At 39.9% G+C, this 13,375-nt stretch carries 11 protein-coding genes and 1 riboswitch; of the genes, 4 read left to right on the top strand and 7 right to left on the bottom strand.

The window, feature by feature from the left end; genetic code table 11:
• Nucleotides 1-302 precede the first annotated feature (302 nt).
• The 6 genes from MKY45_RS04195 to MKY45_RS04170 all read right to left on the bottom strand — a co-directional run bounded on the left by MKY45_RS04195 (nt 303) and on the right by MKY45_RS04170 (nt 7,715).
• A complete protein-coding gene (locus tag MKY45_RS04195) occupies nt 303-614 on the bottom strand; it encodes a hypothetical protein (protein ID WP_042531967.1) in 312 nt (103 codons plus the stop codon).
• Nucleotides 615-886: 272 nt separating this feature from the next.
• On the bottom strand, nt 887-2,224 hold the full coding sequence (locus tag MKY45_RS04190) for a CitMHS family transporter (RefSeq protein WP_042531965.1): 1,338 nt from the start codon (nt 2,222-2,224) through the stop codon (nt 887-889).
• A 159-nt stretch (nt 2,225-2,383) separates the two neighbouring features.
• A complete protein-coding gene (locus MKY45_RS04185) occupies nt 2,384-3,112 on the bottom strand; it encodes a response regulator (RefSeq protein WP_341172562.1) in 729 nt (242 codons plus the stop codon).
• Entirely contained in the window at nt 3,081-4,760 is a 1,680-nt protein-coding gene (locus MKY45_RS04180; protein WP_341172561.1) for a sensor histidine kinase, read from the bottom strand. The genes MKY45_RS04185 and MKY45_RS04180 overlap by 32 nt, the downstream gene beginning before the upstream one ends.
• A 463-nt stretch (nt 4,761-5,223) precedes the next feature.
• Nucleotides 5,224-6,816 (bottom strand): ABC transporter permease, encoded by a 1,593-nt coding sequence (locus MKY45_RS04175; RefSeq protein ID WP_341172560.1) that lies wholly within the window; start codon nt 6,814-6,816, stop codon nt 5,224-5,226.
• Nucleotides 6,816-7,715 (bottom strand): ABC transporter ATP-binding protein, encoded by a 900-nt coding sequence (locus tag MKY45_RS04170; protein WP_042531953.1) that lies wholly within the window; start codon nt 7,713-7,715, stop codon nt 6,816-6,818. Before MKY45_RS04170 ends, MKY45_RS04175 begins: the two co-directional genes overlap by 1 nt.
• A gap of 273 nt (nt 7,716-7,988) precedes the next feature.
• Between MKY45_RS04170 and MKY45_RS04165 the strand changes: the two genes are divergently transcribed.
• Entirely contained in the window at nt 7,989-8,576 is a 588-nt protein-coding gene (locus tag MKY45_RS04165; RefSeq protein ID WP_341172559.1) for a TetR/AcrR family transcriptional regulator, read from the top strand.
• Between the two features lie 45 nt (nt 8,577-8,621).
• Here the strand turns inward: MKY45_RS04165 and brnQ are convergent, their stop codons facing one another.
• Nucleotides 8,622-9,959: a branched-chain amino acid transport system II carrier protein gene (gene brnQ / locus MKY45_RS04160; RefSeq protein ID WP_042531949.1), complete on the bottom strand. Its 1,338-nt coding sequence runs from the start codon at nt 9,957-9,959 to the stop codon at nt 8,622-8,624.
• A 257-nt stretch (nt 9,960-10,216) separates the two neighbouring features.
• Between brnQ and MKY45_RS04155 the strand changes: the two genes are divergently transcribed.
• The 3 genes from MKY45_RS04155 to MKY45_RS04145 all read left to right on the top strand — a co-directional run bounded on the left by MKY45_RS04155 (nt 10,217) and on the right by MKY45_RS04145 (nt 13,371).
• Entirely contained in the window at nt 10,217-11,386 is a 1,170-nt protein-coding gene (locus MKY45_RS04155) for a pyridoxal phosphate-dependent aminotransferase (RefSeq protein WP_341173469.1), read from the top strand.
• A gap of 61 nt (nt 11,387-11,447) precedes the next feature.
• Nucleotides 11,448-11,545: riboswitch (SAM riboswitch) on the top strand.
• A 142-nt stretch (nt 11,546-11,687) separates the two neighbouring features.
• Complete coding sequence (locus MKY45_RS04150; protein WP_193064031.1) at nt 11,688-12,707, top strand: methionine ABC transporter ATP-binding protein; 1,020 nt, start codon at nt 11,688-11,690, stop codon at nt 12,705-12,707.
• On the top strand, nt 12,703-13,371 hold the full coding sequence (locus tag MKY45_RS04145) for a methionine ABC transporter permease (protein WP_139089063.1): 669 nt from the start codon (nt 12,703-12,705) through the stop codon (nt 13,369-13,371). The genes MKY45_RS04150 and MKY45_RS04145 overlap by 5 nt, the downstream gene beginning before the upstream one ends.
• Nucleotides 13,372-13,375: the final 4 nt, after the last annotated feature.

Raw genomic sequence — 13,375 nt, 5'->3', positions numbered from 1 at the left:
GAATGCCTCAGACACATCACTTATCTGAAATAATTTTCAACAAATTAAGTTTTCTAACTATTTCAAGCTACTGCTTCTAAAAATGATTGTATCGAAAATAAACATTCTAATTTTTCTTATTTTACTACTTCTGGATAGAAATTTATATACTAAATGACAAATTAAATGAAAATATTAAAAGATTTTGGCAGATTATGTAACAAAATAGCGAAATCTTTACTTTTTATCGCAGTGTAACTGACTGGGACTGCGGTAAAGTAAATATATTCTTTAAAACCTGAATATTCTATCCGGATCAAAATTCAAACAAAATTCTTTATCGTATATTCTATTTCATCTATCCATTTCCGTCTGCCGAAAACAACAAATTGATACCTCTCCCCATTCCTTAAGGTGACTGTTAAGCCATTTGGGATAGGAATAAATAAAAGCTTATTTGCGGTTGCTTCTACCTGCTCAATCTCGTCTAAACCGATTGAGATGACACCGGATTGAATATTTACAGCATGCGGACGATGCGTTAATTCTGTTTCCGATAGAAATAACGTTCCTCCAGCTGCTTCGTACCCTTTCCAAAGGTTCGCCTTTCCTTTTTTGATTATATGTTCTGACATGCTAAACCTCCCATTTTGATTCCTCCATTTATAAAATGCAGGAATTGTATATAACTAAACAATTCCTGCATTCTGAGTAAACTAAACCCTTTCGATTCCCTTTCTTTATCGCTTAAAAAATTTATTAATCAGATAAAATTTTTCGTCTTCTGTTTCGTAATCAACGTCATTCGGTTTCACCTAATAATAAGAGGCACAAACTTCCCCATATAAAAGAGACAATCTCTGGTAAGCGATTGTCTCTTTTATATATAGTGTCAAATAGTGCCTTCCTAAATAACACCCATGAATACTGCAATAATTACTAAAACAATACTTAACCCCCACAACCAAGGAAGAGAATATTTGATATGGCGTCCCATTTCCAAACCTGACAAACCAAGCGCCAGCCAAACTGCAGGAGCAAGCGGACTAACAAAGGTCCCTACGATGTTTCCAATAATCATCGCGTATGCAGTAGATACGGATTCTACGCCAAAGCCTGATGCAATCTGTTCCACAACTGGAAGTATTCCGAAATAATATGCATCTGTACTTGTGAGCAAGTCAAGAGGTACTCCTAGGAAGCCGATAATCAGATGTAAATATGGCCCGACGGCTTCCGGCATGATGGACACACCATCTTCCGCTATAGCATCCATCATTCCTGTCCCTGTTAAAATCCCCAAAAATGTTCCAGCAGCTAAAATAATCGTTGCCATCGTTAAAGCACTTGAGGCATGTGCTTTAATTCTCTCCGTTTGATCATTCATTTTTGGATAATTGATTGGTAATGCAAAACCAAGTCCAATCATAAACGCAAGTCCAGCCGGGATAATCCCAGTTACTAACAGTGCAATAACACCTAATGTAATAATCGTATTTATCCAAAGCAATTTGGGACGCGCGTTCGGATTTTTATTGGGGGAACTTTTCTCCCCGTCAGCGCTGTCAATATCTATATTTTCTGCAATATTCTCCAGTGCTGCAGCAGCCTCCATTTTCCCAAAGCGCCGTTCAATTCTCTTTTTTTCCCTAAATCCAAGAAATATAGCTATACCAATCATTAATACCATTCCAATGATTTGTACTGGTATAAGAGGATACCATAATTCCGTAATATTCATACCTAAAACAGAAGCAGAACGCCCTAAAGGCCCTCCCCACGGAACCATGTTCATGATGGCTGCACTTCCTGCAATCAAAAGAAGCAGCAAATATGGATTCATGTTCAAACGTTTATATAGCGGAAGCAGTGCGGGAATCGTAATGAGAAATGTCGACGCTCCAGAACCATCCAACTGTGCAACAGCTGCAATAAATACAGTAGCTACACTAACGGCAATAACATTCCCGCGGGAAATCGCAACCATTTTATTAATTAATGGATCAAATAATCCAGCATCCGACATCACCCCGAAGAAAAGAATTGCAAAAATGAACATAACAGCAACGTCGATTACAGTAGCAATTCCTTCATTAAAAAATTCTCCAATTTCTCCTAAACCAAAACCTGCAATAAATGCACCTAAAATAGGTATTAATACCATCGCAATAATCGGCTGAACCTTACCTCGAATCAATAAAATAACAATTGCCAGTATTGTTAAAAATCCTATTAAGCTTAACATCCCTATCTCCCCTTATTTCATACTATTGATTATCCCTCGTAATTACTAGCTAGTTACGCCCTTTTTTGAAAGCGTTAACAAATTTTTCGATTAATAAATAAAATAGCATGAAAAAAAAGAAGGCGGAACCTTCTTCTCATAAGTTGTTTATTTGTTATATTATTCATTTTGTTCATAAGTTTCACGAAGTATATATTCTCGTTCTGGTCTGCCGACAGTACCGTATTTTAATGTTGTTTGGACCTCTTTCGCAGATACCAGGTATTCCAAATAACGGCGTGCCGTAGACCTGCTCGTTCCAATTTTACTGCTCAGTTCCACGGCAGTAATCCCATTCCCTTGATCTGCTTCCAAAAGTTGTTTAATATCATTCAACGTAATCGGATCAATTCCTTTAGGCAAAGTCGTATTAATGCTGTTCAAATTAGATGGATAGCTGGCGTCTACAGCACCTGTAAAAGCGTCAATTTCCATTTGTCCTAACGTCTCTTTAGCAGAAAAAAATTTCCGATATTGCTTATACCGCTCCAAGGACTGCGCAAAACGCTCCGCATCGACAGGTTTTACAATATAATCAAAAGCACCTCCCCTTAGTGCTTCTTCAATGGTTACTGTCTCATTAGCAGCAGTAACAGGAATCAAATCAATTTCATGATAGAGATGACGTATTTGCCAAAGCAGATTCAATCCTTTTACATCAGGAATGTATATATCAAGCAGAATCAGCTGTGGAAGATACGTACACTTTTTAAGAAAAGCAAGCGCCTCTTCTCCTGTTTTCACTACTTCCTGGACCATATATCCTTCTATCCTCTCTACATATCTCCGGTTGATTTCAGCAATTCGAAAATCGTCTTCAATAATAAGAACCTGTATGCTGTCCTTCATCCGAGTCGCCCCCATTTTTAGGTATAATCATTACAAAACAGGCACCGCCCATTTCTCCTTCTTCCAGCATGATTTGACCGCCTTGCTTTTGGACGGCATGCTGTGTCAACGCTAATCCTATTCCACGATTTTTCTCTCCTTTTGTGGAATACCCCTGTTCAAAGATATGGGCAGCTGCCTCCTCTGATATACCCTGACCAGAATCATCCACCTCTACCACAATATCGTCCCCAATATCTGTAAAAAAAAGATTAATCTGCCGCTCCTTCTCCTGATTACCTTTTACGGCTTCCAGCGCATTTTCAAGCATATTTCCAATTCCAGTAATTAATGTCTCCTGTTTATCCCCGCCGTAAACATGATTGAGTTGACTGTCCGGGTGGATGGAAATAGTCACCCCAAGCTCATTCGCCTGATTGATTTTCCCTTGTAAAAGTCCCTGAACTACCGGATTGGCTGCATGCTTCGTTAAGATTTGCGATTGCTTCTCTTGAATATTTCTTTTCTTTTTAATAAAATCGATGGCTTCTTCTCGCCCCCCTAATTGAAGCAAGCCGAGAATGGTATATAAACTATTGGAAAATTCATGTGTTTGAGCACGCTGGGCATTTGCATACTGTTTAATTTGCTGAAGCTCCTGCGTCACATGCTCTATTTCCGTTTTTTTCCGGAAAGTAGAAACCGCCCCAGCTATTTCCCCTTCCATATAGACAGGTACTTGATTTACTAAAACAATGGATTCACCAAATATCATTTCTTTGTCGTACTGGCTCTTCCCGCTTTTCAATACTTCAAATAAACCCGTATTGGGAATGAATTGATCAATTGATTTCCCAGAAACATGCCCAAACTGCTGATCCTCACGAAACAGGATTTGTTTTGCTGCTTTGTTTATCATCGTTATCATTCCATTATGATCAACCGCTATCATTCCTTCATGCGTGGATTGCAATATTGCTTCCTTTTGCAAAAGTAAATAAGAAATATCTTTTGGCTCCATATTGAATAATAGCTTTTTGATATGATGGGCAATAAAAATGGCACCTGCAATACCTAATACAACAATTCCTATCATGGTAAGCCACAGGGACTTGCTCTGATTCGCTATAATGCTTTGGACATCCTCATTTAGAAAGCCTACGGATACTACGCCGATGATATTCCCTGTCTCATCTCTTACTGGCACCTTTCCGCGAATAGACAATCCAAGTGATCCCTCGCTCTGAGATACATAAGCTTCTCCTTCTTGTAAAGCACGAGCATTATCTCCGCCAATCATTTTTTCCCCGATTCTTCCTGGGTCTGGATGGGAATAGCGGATTCCTTCCTTATTTCCCACAACAATAAATTCAGCAGCCGTTTCTTCCTGAATCGGAGCAACAATTTCCTGAATGACTGAAGCAGGATGATTTAACTCGAAGGCCGAACTGATTTCTGGTATATTAGCGACACTTTGAGCTACGCTTAGCGCACGTTTCCCAACCTGGTCTTCAATGGTGTTAGAAATAAACGAGTGGAGAAACCAAGTAAGAAGAATAAAAATACCCAAAATCAACAGGCTAATCAGAATAATCATTTTGCTTTTTAAACTCAATGTTGCTTTAGGTTCCAAATTTCTCTTATTATTTGGCTTATGAAAATGAAACATATTGTTGATCTCCTCGTTATGTAAAGCTTGCAGGAAAGATTGTGTATAGGCAGCTTTAACCAAATCTCCCTGTCTCAAGCTTTTCTAATTATCTCTGCCATTCTATTATAAGGGGAAAGAGATAAGTATGTCACTTTTTCGATAAACATACTAGCCTTGTATAATCCCCATTGCATTTATCTGATCATTGATTGTAAGTCCTTATCTCTAACTTCTTCCACAGAGTGTCCTTGACTATTTTTTCAAGGCGGCAGATGTCCTTTTCCTATGGTTTTCTCTTTCTTGACAGTACACATCATTTCGAATGCATATTGATTTCCTTTTTCACATTCTATTATTTTGTAAATAAAAAAAGTAACCCCTTACGGCAATCGAGTTAAAGAGGTTACTTTCTATTAAATTATCATTATATACCGGATTTTAACGTTGTATGAATTTTCTGCAGACATGATTTTTCTATCTATTATCCTTCTATATCACGTCGCTTATATCCCCATGCACCAATAAATATCAATAATACACCTATTCCAGAGAGAATCAATAGAGAGGCATAAGACAGTTCCTCACTGGGGTAAACTGGAACATGTTCATAGACCGATAGCTTTCTTACCCAATCCGGAAGCTCTAAAATATCTCCTAAATAGATGACGATAAACCCGTAAACGAGGAAGAGCCACACAAGTGAAATTGCTCTGGGAAGCCAGCCGATTAATAAAACAGCCAAGCCTAACACAAGCAGAACCGCTGGAATATACACAACGGAAGCTCCCATGACATCTCCAAGAGGCATCATGTCCTCACTGATAACCGTTCCCACACTCCATAATGCAAACGCCTGTAATATCGGCAGCAGAATCGCAATTAGAATAGCCGGAACAAGATAAGCCCTCAGCAGCTGCATCCGTGACACTGCCCTGCTGAATACAAGTTCTGTCCGATTGGATTTTTCTTCTCCGCGCAGCCTCAAAAAACTGATAATTACCGGCGCCGTAATAAATAATGTCATGATAGCCATCAATAAAACAATAAATTGCTCCATGACATTTCCTTCGCCTGTTAAAAAGGCTTGCATCGCTTCATTCTCTAAAAAGAAGGCTTCTAAATCTCCTAATATAAGCGCAAAAACAATATGAAGCAGCAAGATGCCAATCGTCCACATGAAAATCATTGTTTTCTGTAAGCGGATGACCAGCCCGACCTTTGTTTTTAAAAAGGCAGAAGCACGCACTGAACCTGCCCGTTCAGGTAATAACCCATCCCCTATATCACGTTTTGCCTGCAGGATAAATGCTATAATACCTAGTCCCAGACTGCTTACCAGCAATAAACCGATTGGAAAGATGTTATTGTCCACAAAAACATACGCTCTTGATAACCAGCCAAGCGGACTGATCCAAGATAAAAACGCCGCTTCCACATCCCCGACAGCTCGTAAAATATAGAAGAAAAACAACGCACCAAACCCCAAAATACTAGTTCCTCTTGAAGTGACCGAAAAATGAGCAAAGAATGCTGTCATAGTACCAAACAGCAGTCCAAAGCTCCCCAAAAGACTGCTATAAAGGACAACTCCAGAAAATCCAAAGCCGTCTATCTGCATAAAGCCCATTGCTGCCGCAAGCAGGATAACGAATAAAACATTCGCAGACAGCATGACCATAAAGGAAGCCGTTAGATAGCTTAAACGTCCGACAGATCGAGATTGAACAAGCTCTAAGATGCCATTCTCCTCATCATCCCTTGTCAGCTTCGACATGAGTAAAATATTCATAATAGCCACCGCAATGGCAGAAAATAATAGCATCTCCAGCGCAAATAAGCTGCCAATCTTCTGGTAATGATCATACCCTATTCCAAGCATGGCAATCATGGCCGGATTTTCCATCGTCATGGAATAAGCTTCTCTGGATGCCTGATCAGGATACAGGTCTGGGTACGCATAAGCTACAGAGCAGCTTACCAGAACAAGTCCAGACAGCCACAGCAGCAGCCGCAGTCGATGCTGTCTCATTAAAATAGGGAACAATATCCCCGTTCCTTTGATATGTTTTCTCATCACGCATTCTCCTCGCTGCTTCGTCCCTCGTAATGACGCATAAATAAATCTTCCAGCGTCGGCGGAGTGCTTTCTAGTTTCCGTACGCCATATTTATTTAAATAGTTGATAATCTCCTCCATATGATCTGTATCTGCCTGAAAAGTAATTTGTCCTTCTGCTTCTTCTAACTGGTGTACACCGGACAGATTTGCGAATCCTTCTGGAATTTCTCTGGTTTCTACCTGCATCTGCATTCTTGTTAAATGACGCAAATCATCCAGTGTACCTCTTTCAATGATTTTTCCTTTGCGAATAATTGCAACACGATCACAAAGCTTCTCGACCTCCGATAAAATATGACTGGATAAAAGTACTGTCTTCCCTGCTTCTTTCATTTCTCTTACACCCTGCTGAAAAATATGCTCCATCAGAGGGTCAAGTCCCGAGGTCGGCTCATCCAGGATAAATAAATCAGCTTCTGAAGCAAAGGCAGCTATCAGAGCAATTTTTTGCCGGTTTCCCTTCGAATAAGACCTTGCTTTCTTCGTCGGGTCAAACTGAAATCGTTCTACCCATTCATCACGTTTTTTCTCAGAATAGCTCCCGTTCATTTTCAGTAAAACATCAATCACTTCTCCGCCCGTTAAATTGGGCCATACATACACATCTCCCGGTACATAGGCACAGCGTTTATGAATATCTGCAGCGTCCTTCCATGCATCCTTCCCAAATAAGGTTGCGCGCCCCTCTGTTGCCTTTAACATTCCTAATAAAATACGTATCGTTGTTGACTTCCCCGCTCCATTCGGTCCGATAAATCCATAAATTTCTCCTTCTCTTAATTCCATTGACACGTGATCCAGTGCTTGAAAATCACCAAATCGTTTTGATACCCGGTCCAGCTGCAGTACAGTCATAAGAAATCCTCCCCTGAAAGTTTTGAAATATTTAACCTGATATATTTCATAATATAGATAAAATAATTTTACGTCAATAAGTTTTGAAATATTATTATATTTATATTTCATTTCTAAATGTGATATGATAAAGTAAAACCTTATTCAGTGAGGGCTTTTCGACACACAGCTCTATACGATGGGACGAGTAATCGCAATGGTTTTCGGTGGGGCGAGTAACCGCAGTCCCAGTCCCATCCAGTTACACTGTGATAATTACGGGGGTGACAGGCTATGGATGGATTTGAACGCAGAACATCAATCAAAAAAGAAAAGATTTTAAATACAAGCGCAGCATTATTTAAAAAAAATGGCATCAAAAAGGTTTCCATCTCAAAGATTGCAAAGGAAGCAAGTGTGTCGCAGGTAACCATTTATAATTATTTTGATAGCAAGGAAAAATTATTGCATGAAGTGCTTGTCTACTATACGAATCAAATGTGGGAAATATATCATAAACTCATTGAAAAGCCGATATCGTATGAAGAGAAGATGAAGCAGCTTATCTTCTCTGAAGCACAAATCGTAAATGATGTACACGAAGAATTTTCCAATTATATGATGGAGCAATATAAAATACCAGGTAATTTTATCGAGCGTCTCTACCAGGAAAAGGCACTTCCAGCAATGATGCAGCTCGTTCAACAGGGCAGGGATGAAGGTTTTATTGATCCTGCTATCAGCGATACAGCTATCTTCGTCTACCTTCAGATGTTTAGCGATTATTTACAAAAAGGAGATGCCATCGAACAGCTCGTTCCGCTGACAGAAGAATTAATGAAGTTGTTTTTCTACGGAATTGCAGGAAAAAATGATAATTAAAAAACCTGGCTGTTAGATAAAAAAATCCAACAGCCAGGTTTTATTTTATTTTTTTACTTTCGAGACAATAATCATAATGACTGCGACAATAACTGCCGGCAAAAGCCAGCCCAAACCTTCTGCATAAAGCGGAAGAGTATCGCCTAGTGTCTCAATAAGCGTATCTAACCATCCAGGCAGCTCTAATTCTAATGACTGATAAAGCGCTACAAGACCGTCTATGATACTAAATATGAACGTAACTGCAATAGTCGGGATGTAGACAAGACGTGAATGGTTGAAAAACGGTGATACGAACGTCAGCAAAACTAATACCATTGCCAGCGGATATAAGAACATAAGTACCGGCGTAGAAAAAGCAATAATATTTTCTAAACCAAAGTTAGCTATGACAAAAGTTAAAATGGAAAAGAAGAATACCCATGGCTTATAAGCAATCGCCGGAAACAAGGTATGGAAATACTCTGCATTTGCTGTAATCAGACCAATAGCAGTGGTCAAACAAGCTAATATAATAATAGCAGCCAGCAAAATCGTTCCAAATGTACCGAAGTAATACGCTGCAGCACCGCTTAACACAGGCCCTCCATTTTCCAATACACCTAATTCTGTCACACTTGTTGCACCCAGGTAAGAGATTCCTACATAGATGATAACCAGCAGTGCTGTCGAAGTTAAGCCTATCTTCGTCACCGCAGAGAGAATTTGATTATTATCTGTAATTCCAAACCCTTTGATAACATTAATAATAATAATCCCAAATACCAGTGCTGCCAAAGCATCCATCGTATTATAACCTTCTAAAAATCCGATAAAAAAGGCGGAAGTCTGGTATGCTTCCTCTGGAGCCTGAATCGTCCCCATCGGATTAAAGAGGGCAACTGCCAATAAAACAAGCAGTAAAACAACCAACACTGGCGCTAAAAATTTCCCAATATTATCAACAATTTTAGATGGAAATAACGAGACAAGCAGGGCAATTAAGAAAAAGACTCCGGTAAAAATCAAGAGAACCGTTGATTGAGATCCTTCGCTTACATATGGACCAATACCAACCTCATAAGCCACTGTTCCTGTTCTTGGAGCTGCAAAGAATGGTCCGATTGTTAAGTAAAGTAACGCCGTAAACCCAAGACCATAAACAGGATGGACACGGCTGGCAAGCTCCTGCAGATTATTTTTTCCAGAGAAGCCCATTGCCATAATACCCAGAAAAGGCAACCCTACTCCAGTGATTAAAAAGCCAATCGTAGCCGGGGTAATATTATCTCCTGATAATTGTCCGAGCTGTGCCGGGAAAATCAGGTTCCCCGCTCCAAAAAATAAAGCAAATAACATAAATGCAATTGCTAAATAATTTCCTATACGCAGTTTGGTATTCATTTTTATTCCTCCTACCTCCAAACCAAATAATTCTTGGAATTATCTAATTATTTAACATAATTTGACACGATTTCTATCTTACTACTTTCACATATGAAATGCAACGGAAAAAGGGATGAATAAGAGACACGGAAAAAATTCCCATCCTGCCTTGTTTTGCTGTTTTCTCATATTTTTTATAGACAATCGCACTGCAAACTTATACTATTAGATGTAATTATAAAATTCACAAACTAGTATAAAGAGGTCGATAGATGATGAAGTTATCCCGTCGTGTAGAAAAGCTTCCTGCTCAATTTTTTGCATCCCTTGCCGGCAAAGTCGCTGCAGCCCTGGAAGAAGGAAGAGATATTATCAATCTCGGACAAGGCAACCCGGATCAGCCGACACCGCCGCATATTATCCGTACACTTCAGGAAAGCGCCGAAAATCCGGCTGCCCATAAATATTCCCCTTTCCGCGGTACCGATGAATTAAAAGGGGCTGCAGCACAGTTTTATAAAAGAGAATATAATGTCGATTTAGATCCTGCTTCAGAAATTGCTATTTTGTTCGGAAGTAAAATTGGCTTGGTAGAACTCCCTTTAGCTGTTATGGATGAAGGCGAATTAATGCTCTTGCCAGACCCTGGATATCCAGATTATTTGTCCAGTGTTTCATTAGCAGACGTTACTTATGACACGTTTCCATTATTAGAGGAAAACAATTTTTTACCAGATTATGCTGCCCTGACGCCGGAACAAAAGAAACTTGCCAAGCTATTATATCTCAACTATCCAAACAACCCGACCGGAGGTGTCGCAACGAAAGAATTTTTTGAAGATACCGTTGCGTTAGCGAAGGAAAATGATATCGGTGTTGTTCATGATTTCGCTTATGGAGCCATCGGTTTCGACGGCTATCAGCCAATAAGCTTCCTACAGACAAAAGGAGCGAAAGATGTCGGCGTTGAGCTGTACACCCTTTCCAAAACCTATAATATGGCCGGCTGGCGAGTCGGTTTTGCTGCTGGCAACAAAGATATGATCGAAGCGATTAATATTCTGCAGGACCATTTATTTGTCAGTCTTTTCCCAGCTATTCAAAAGGCAGCTGCGGAAGCATTATTAGGGGACCAAAGCTGTGTCACCTCGCTTGTGGAACGCTATGAACAGCGCAGAGATGTTCTCATAGAAGAATGCAGACGTATCGGCTGGGAAGTCACTGCACCGAAAGGCTCTTTCTTTGCCTGGCTCCCTGTACCAGCGGCATTTACAAGTGAAACATTTGCTGATTATTTATTACAAGAGGCGGATGTAGCCGTTGCAGCCGGGAATGGTTTCGGAAAGAATGGAGAAGGTTATATACGCGTCGGATTACTCGTAGAAGAGAATCGTATTCGCGAAGCTATTCGACGTATTGAGAAACTGCAGCTGTTTCAAAAATAAATATTGACGAAACTTGTAAAATAAGATACTTTTAAAGAATACAATTCAATTACTACCACACCTCTTATCCAGAGCAGCTGAGGGACTGGCCCGTTGAAGCTCGGCAACCTTAAAAAAAGGTGCTAATTCCAGCAAGACACCCGTCTTGAAAGATGAGAGCAGAAAATAAGATTACATTTTCGAGCCTCTCTTACCCTAGAGAGGCTCTTTTTTAGAAATTGTATCGATTCTGACAAGACAGCTGCAAACAATATTACCTATCAACTGCAGCATAATGATAGAAAGGCAGGAAAAACAGCAGATGATCAAATTAGAGAATGTCACAAAAGTTTTCCCCTCCAAAAAAGGAAAGGATGTTACTGCACTGGACGATGTGACGATTTCTGTCAATAAAGGAGAAATCCATGGCGTAATCGGCTACAGCGGTGCAGGAAAAAGTACATTAATTCGCTGTGTCAATTTACTGGAGTCTCCTTCGAAAGGAAAGGTTTGGATTGATGGAACCGACTTAACGAAGCTGTCAAAAGAAAAGCTCCGGCAAACAAGACAAAAGGTCGGCATGATTTTTCAGCATTTTAATTTATTAAGGACTGCCAGTGTCTATGATAACATTGCGATTCCATTAAAATTACTCGGCGTACCGAAGGCAGAGGTTAAGGAAAGAGTCATGAAATACTTAGATATTGTCGATTTATCTGAGAAAAAAGATGCTTATCCTTCCCAGCTTTCCGGCGGTCAAAAGCAGCGTGTCGCTATTGCCAGGGCGCTGTCACAGGAGCCACAGGTCCTCCTGAGCGATGAGGCAACCAGCGCACTCGACCCAGAAACGACAAATTCCATTCTCGAACTATTATTAAAAATTAATGCAGAGCTTGGGATCACAATACTATTAATCACGCACGAAATGAACGTTATCCAAAAAATATGCGATTATGTCTATGTTATTGAAAACGGAAACCTCATTGAACAAGGTTCGACGATAGAACTATTTACAAAACCTAAACAGCCGACGACTAAAAAGTTCTTAAATACCATTTCACAACGAAAATTATCGGATCGTTTAATTGATGAATTGAATTTAGAAGGCAAAGTAATTCGTTTAACCTTCCTTGGTGAAAATACAGGTCAGCCGCTGCTGTCTAAGGTAACACAGCAATTTTATGTAGAGCCGAATATTCTGACTGCCAATATTATCGAATTAAAAAATGGCATTGTCGGCAACCTTGTCGTTCATTTGATTGGCAGTGAGCATCAAGTAGAACATTCTCTCTCCTTCTTAAAAGAACAAGGCGTAGAAGTAGAAGAATTGGGGGTGAATTAACATGCAGGCATTTATTGATCAATGGGGTTCAGAGTTTTATGATGCCATAATAGAAACTCTTCAAATGGTTTTAATCTCTTTATTTTTCGCTGTTATTATCGGCGTTATTTTAGCTATTCTATTAGTTTTGACACGTCCGGGACAACCCTTGCAAAATAAGTTTGTTTATCAGTCTTTAAACCTGCTGATTAACGTCATCCGGTCCATTCCATTTATTATTCTTTTATTCTTTATGCTTCCTTTCACCAAATTGATTGTAGGTGTAACCATTGGTGTAAAAGGAGTTATTGTGCCGCTCGTTGTCAATGCAGCTCCTTATATCGCCAGACTGATTGAATCCTCCCTGTTAGAGGTCAACCAAGGTGTTATCGAAGCATATCGAGCGATGGGAGTAAAGACACATCAAATTATTTGGAATGTGATGCTGCGTGAAGCGAGACCAGCCATTGTTCTTGCATTAACCATCGCAACAATCAGCCTTATCGGGGCAACTGCTATGGCCGGATTAGTCGGCGCTGGAGGCCTGGGTGACTTAGCTTACCGATTTGGACACTTGCGTTATGAAACAGACGTCATGTACGTTACGGTTATTATGCTCGTTATTATCGTTCAAGGTCTTCAGTCTCTTGGAAACCGACTCGCCGAACGATTGAAAAAAGATTAATTGG

It is taken from the genome of Oceanobacillus sp. FSL K6-0251 (assembly GCF_038004725.1).
Lineage (GTDB): Bacteria > Bacillota > Bacilli > Bacillales > Amphibacillaceae > Oceanobacillus > Oceanobacillus oncorhynchi.
This window is presented reverse-complemented; position numbering and strand designations above follow the sequence as displayed.

What these genes read in the sequence shown, in the direction of transcription:
- MKY45_RS04180 (WP_341172561.1), bottom strand. Translation starts at nt 4,760, where the DNA reads ATGTTTCATTTTCATAAGCCAAATAATAAGAGAAATTTGGAACCTAAA.
- MKY45_RS04195 (WP_042531967.1), bottom strand. Translation starts at nt 614, where the DNA reads ATGTCAGAACATATAATCAAAAAAGGAAAGGCGAACCTTTGGAAAGGG.
- MKY45_RS04165 (WP_341172559.1), top strand. Translation starts at nt 7,989, where the DNA reads ATGGATGGATTTGAACGCAGAACATCAATCAAAAAAGAAAAGATTTTA.
- MKY45_RS04170 (WP_042531953.1), bottom strand. Translation starts at nt 7,715, where the DNA reads ATGACTGTACTGCAGCTGGACCGGGTATCAAAACGATTTGGTGATTTT.
- MKY45_RS04185 (WP_341172562.1), bottom strand. Translation starts at nt 3,112, where the DNA reads ATGAAGGACAGCATACAGGTTCTTATTATTGAAGACGATTTTCGAATT.
- MKY45_RS04155 (WP_341173469.1), top strand. Translation starts at nt 10,217, where the DNA reads ATGAAGTTATCCCGTCGTGTAGAAAAGCTTCCTGCTCAATTTTTTGCA.
- MKY45_RS04190 (WP_042531965.1), bottom strand. Translation starts at nt 2,224, where the DNA reads ATGTTAAGCTTAATAGGATTTTTAACAATACTGGCAATTGTTATTTTA.
- brnQ (WP_042531949.1), bottom strand. Translation starts at nt 9,959, where the DNA reads ATGAATACCAAACTGCGTATAGGAAATTATTTAGCAATTGCATTTATG.
- MKY45_RS04175 (WP_341172560.1), bottom strand. Translation starts at nt 6,816, where the DNA reads ATGAGAAAACATATCAAAGGAACGGGGATATTGTTCCCTATTTTAATG.
- MKY45_RS04150 (WP_193064031.1), top strand. Translation starts at nt 11,688, where the DNA reads ATGATCAAATTAGAGAATGTCACAAAAGTTTTCCCCTCCAAAAAAGGA.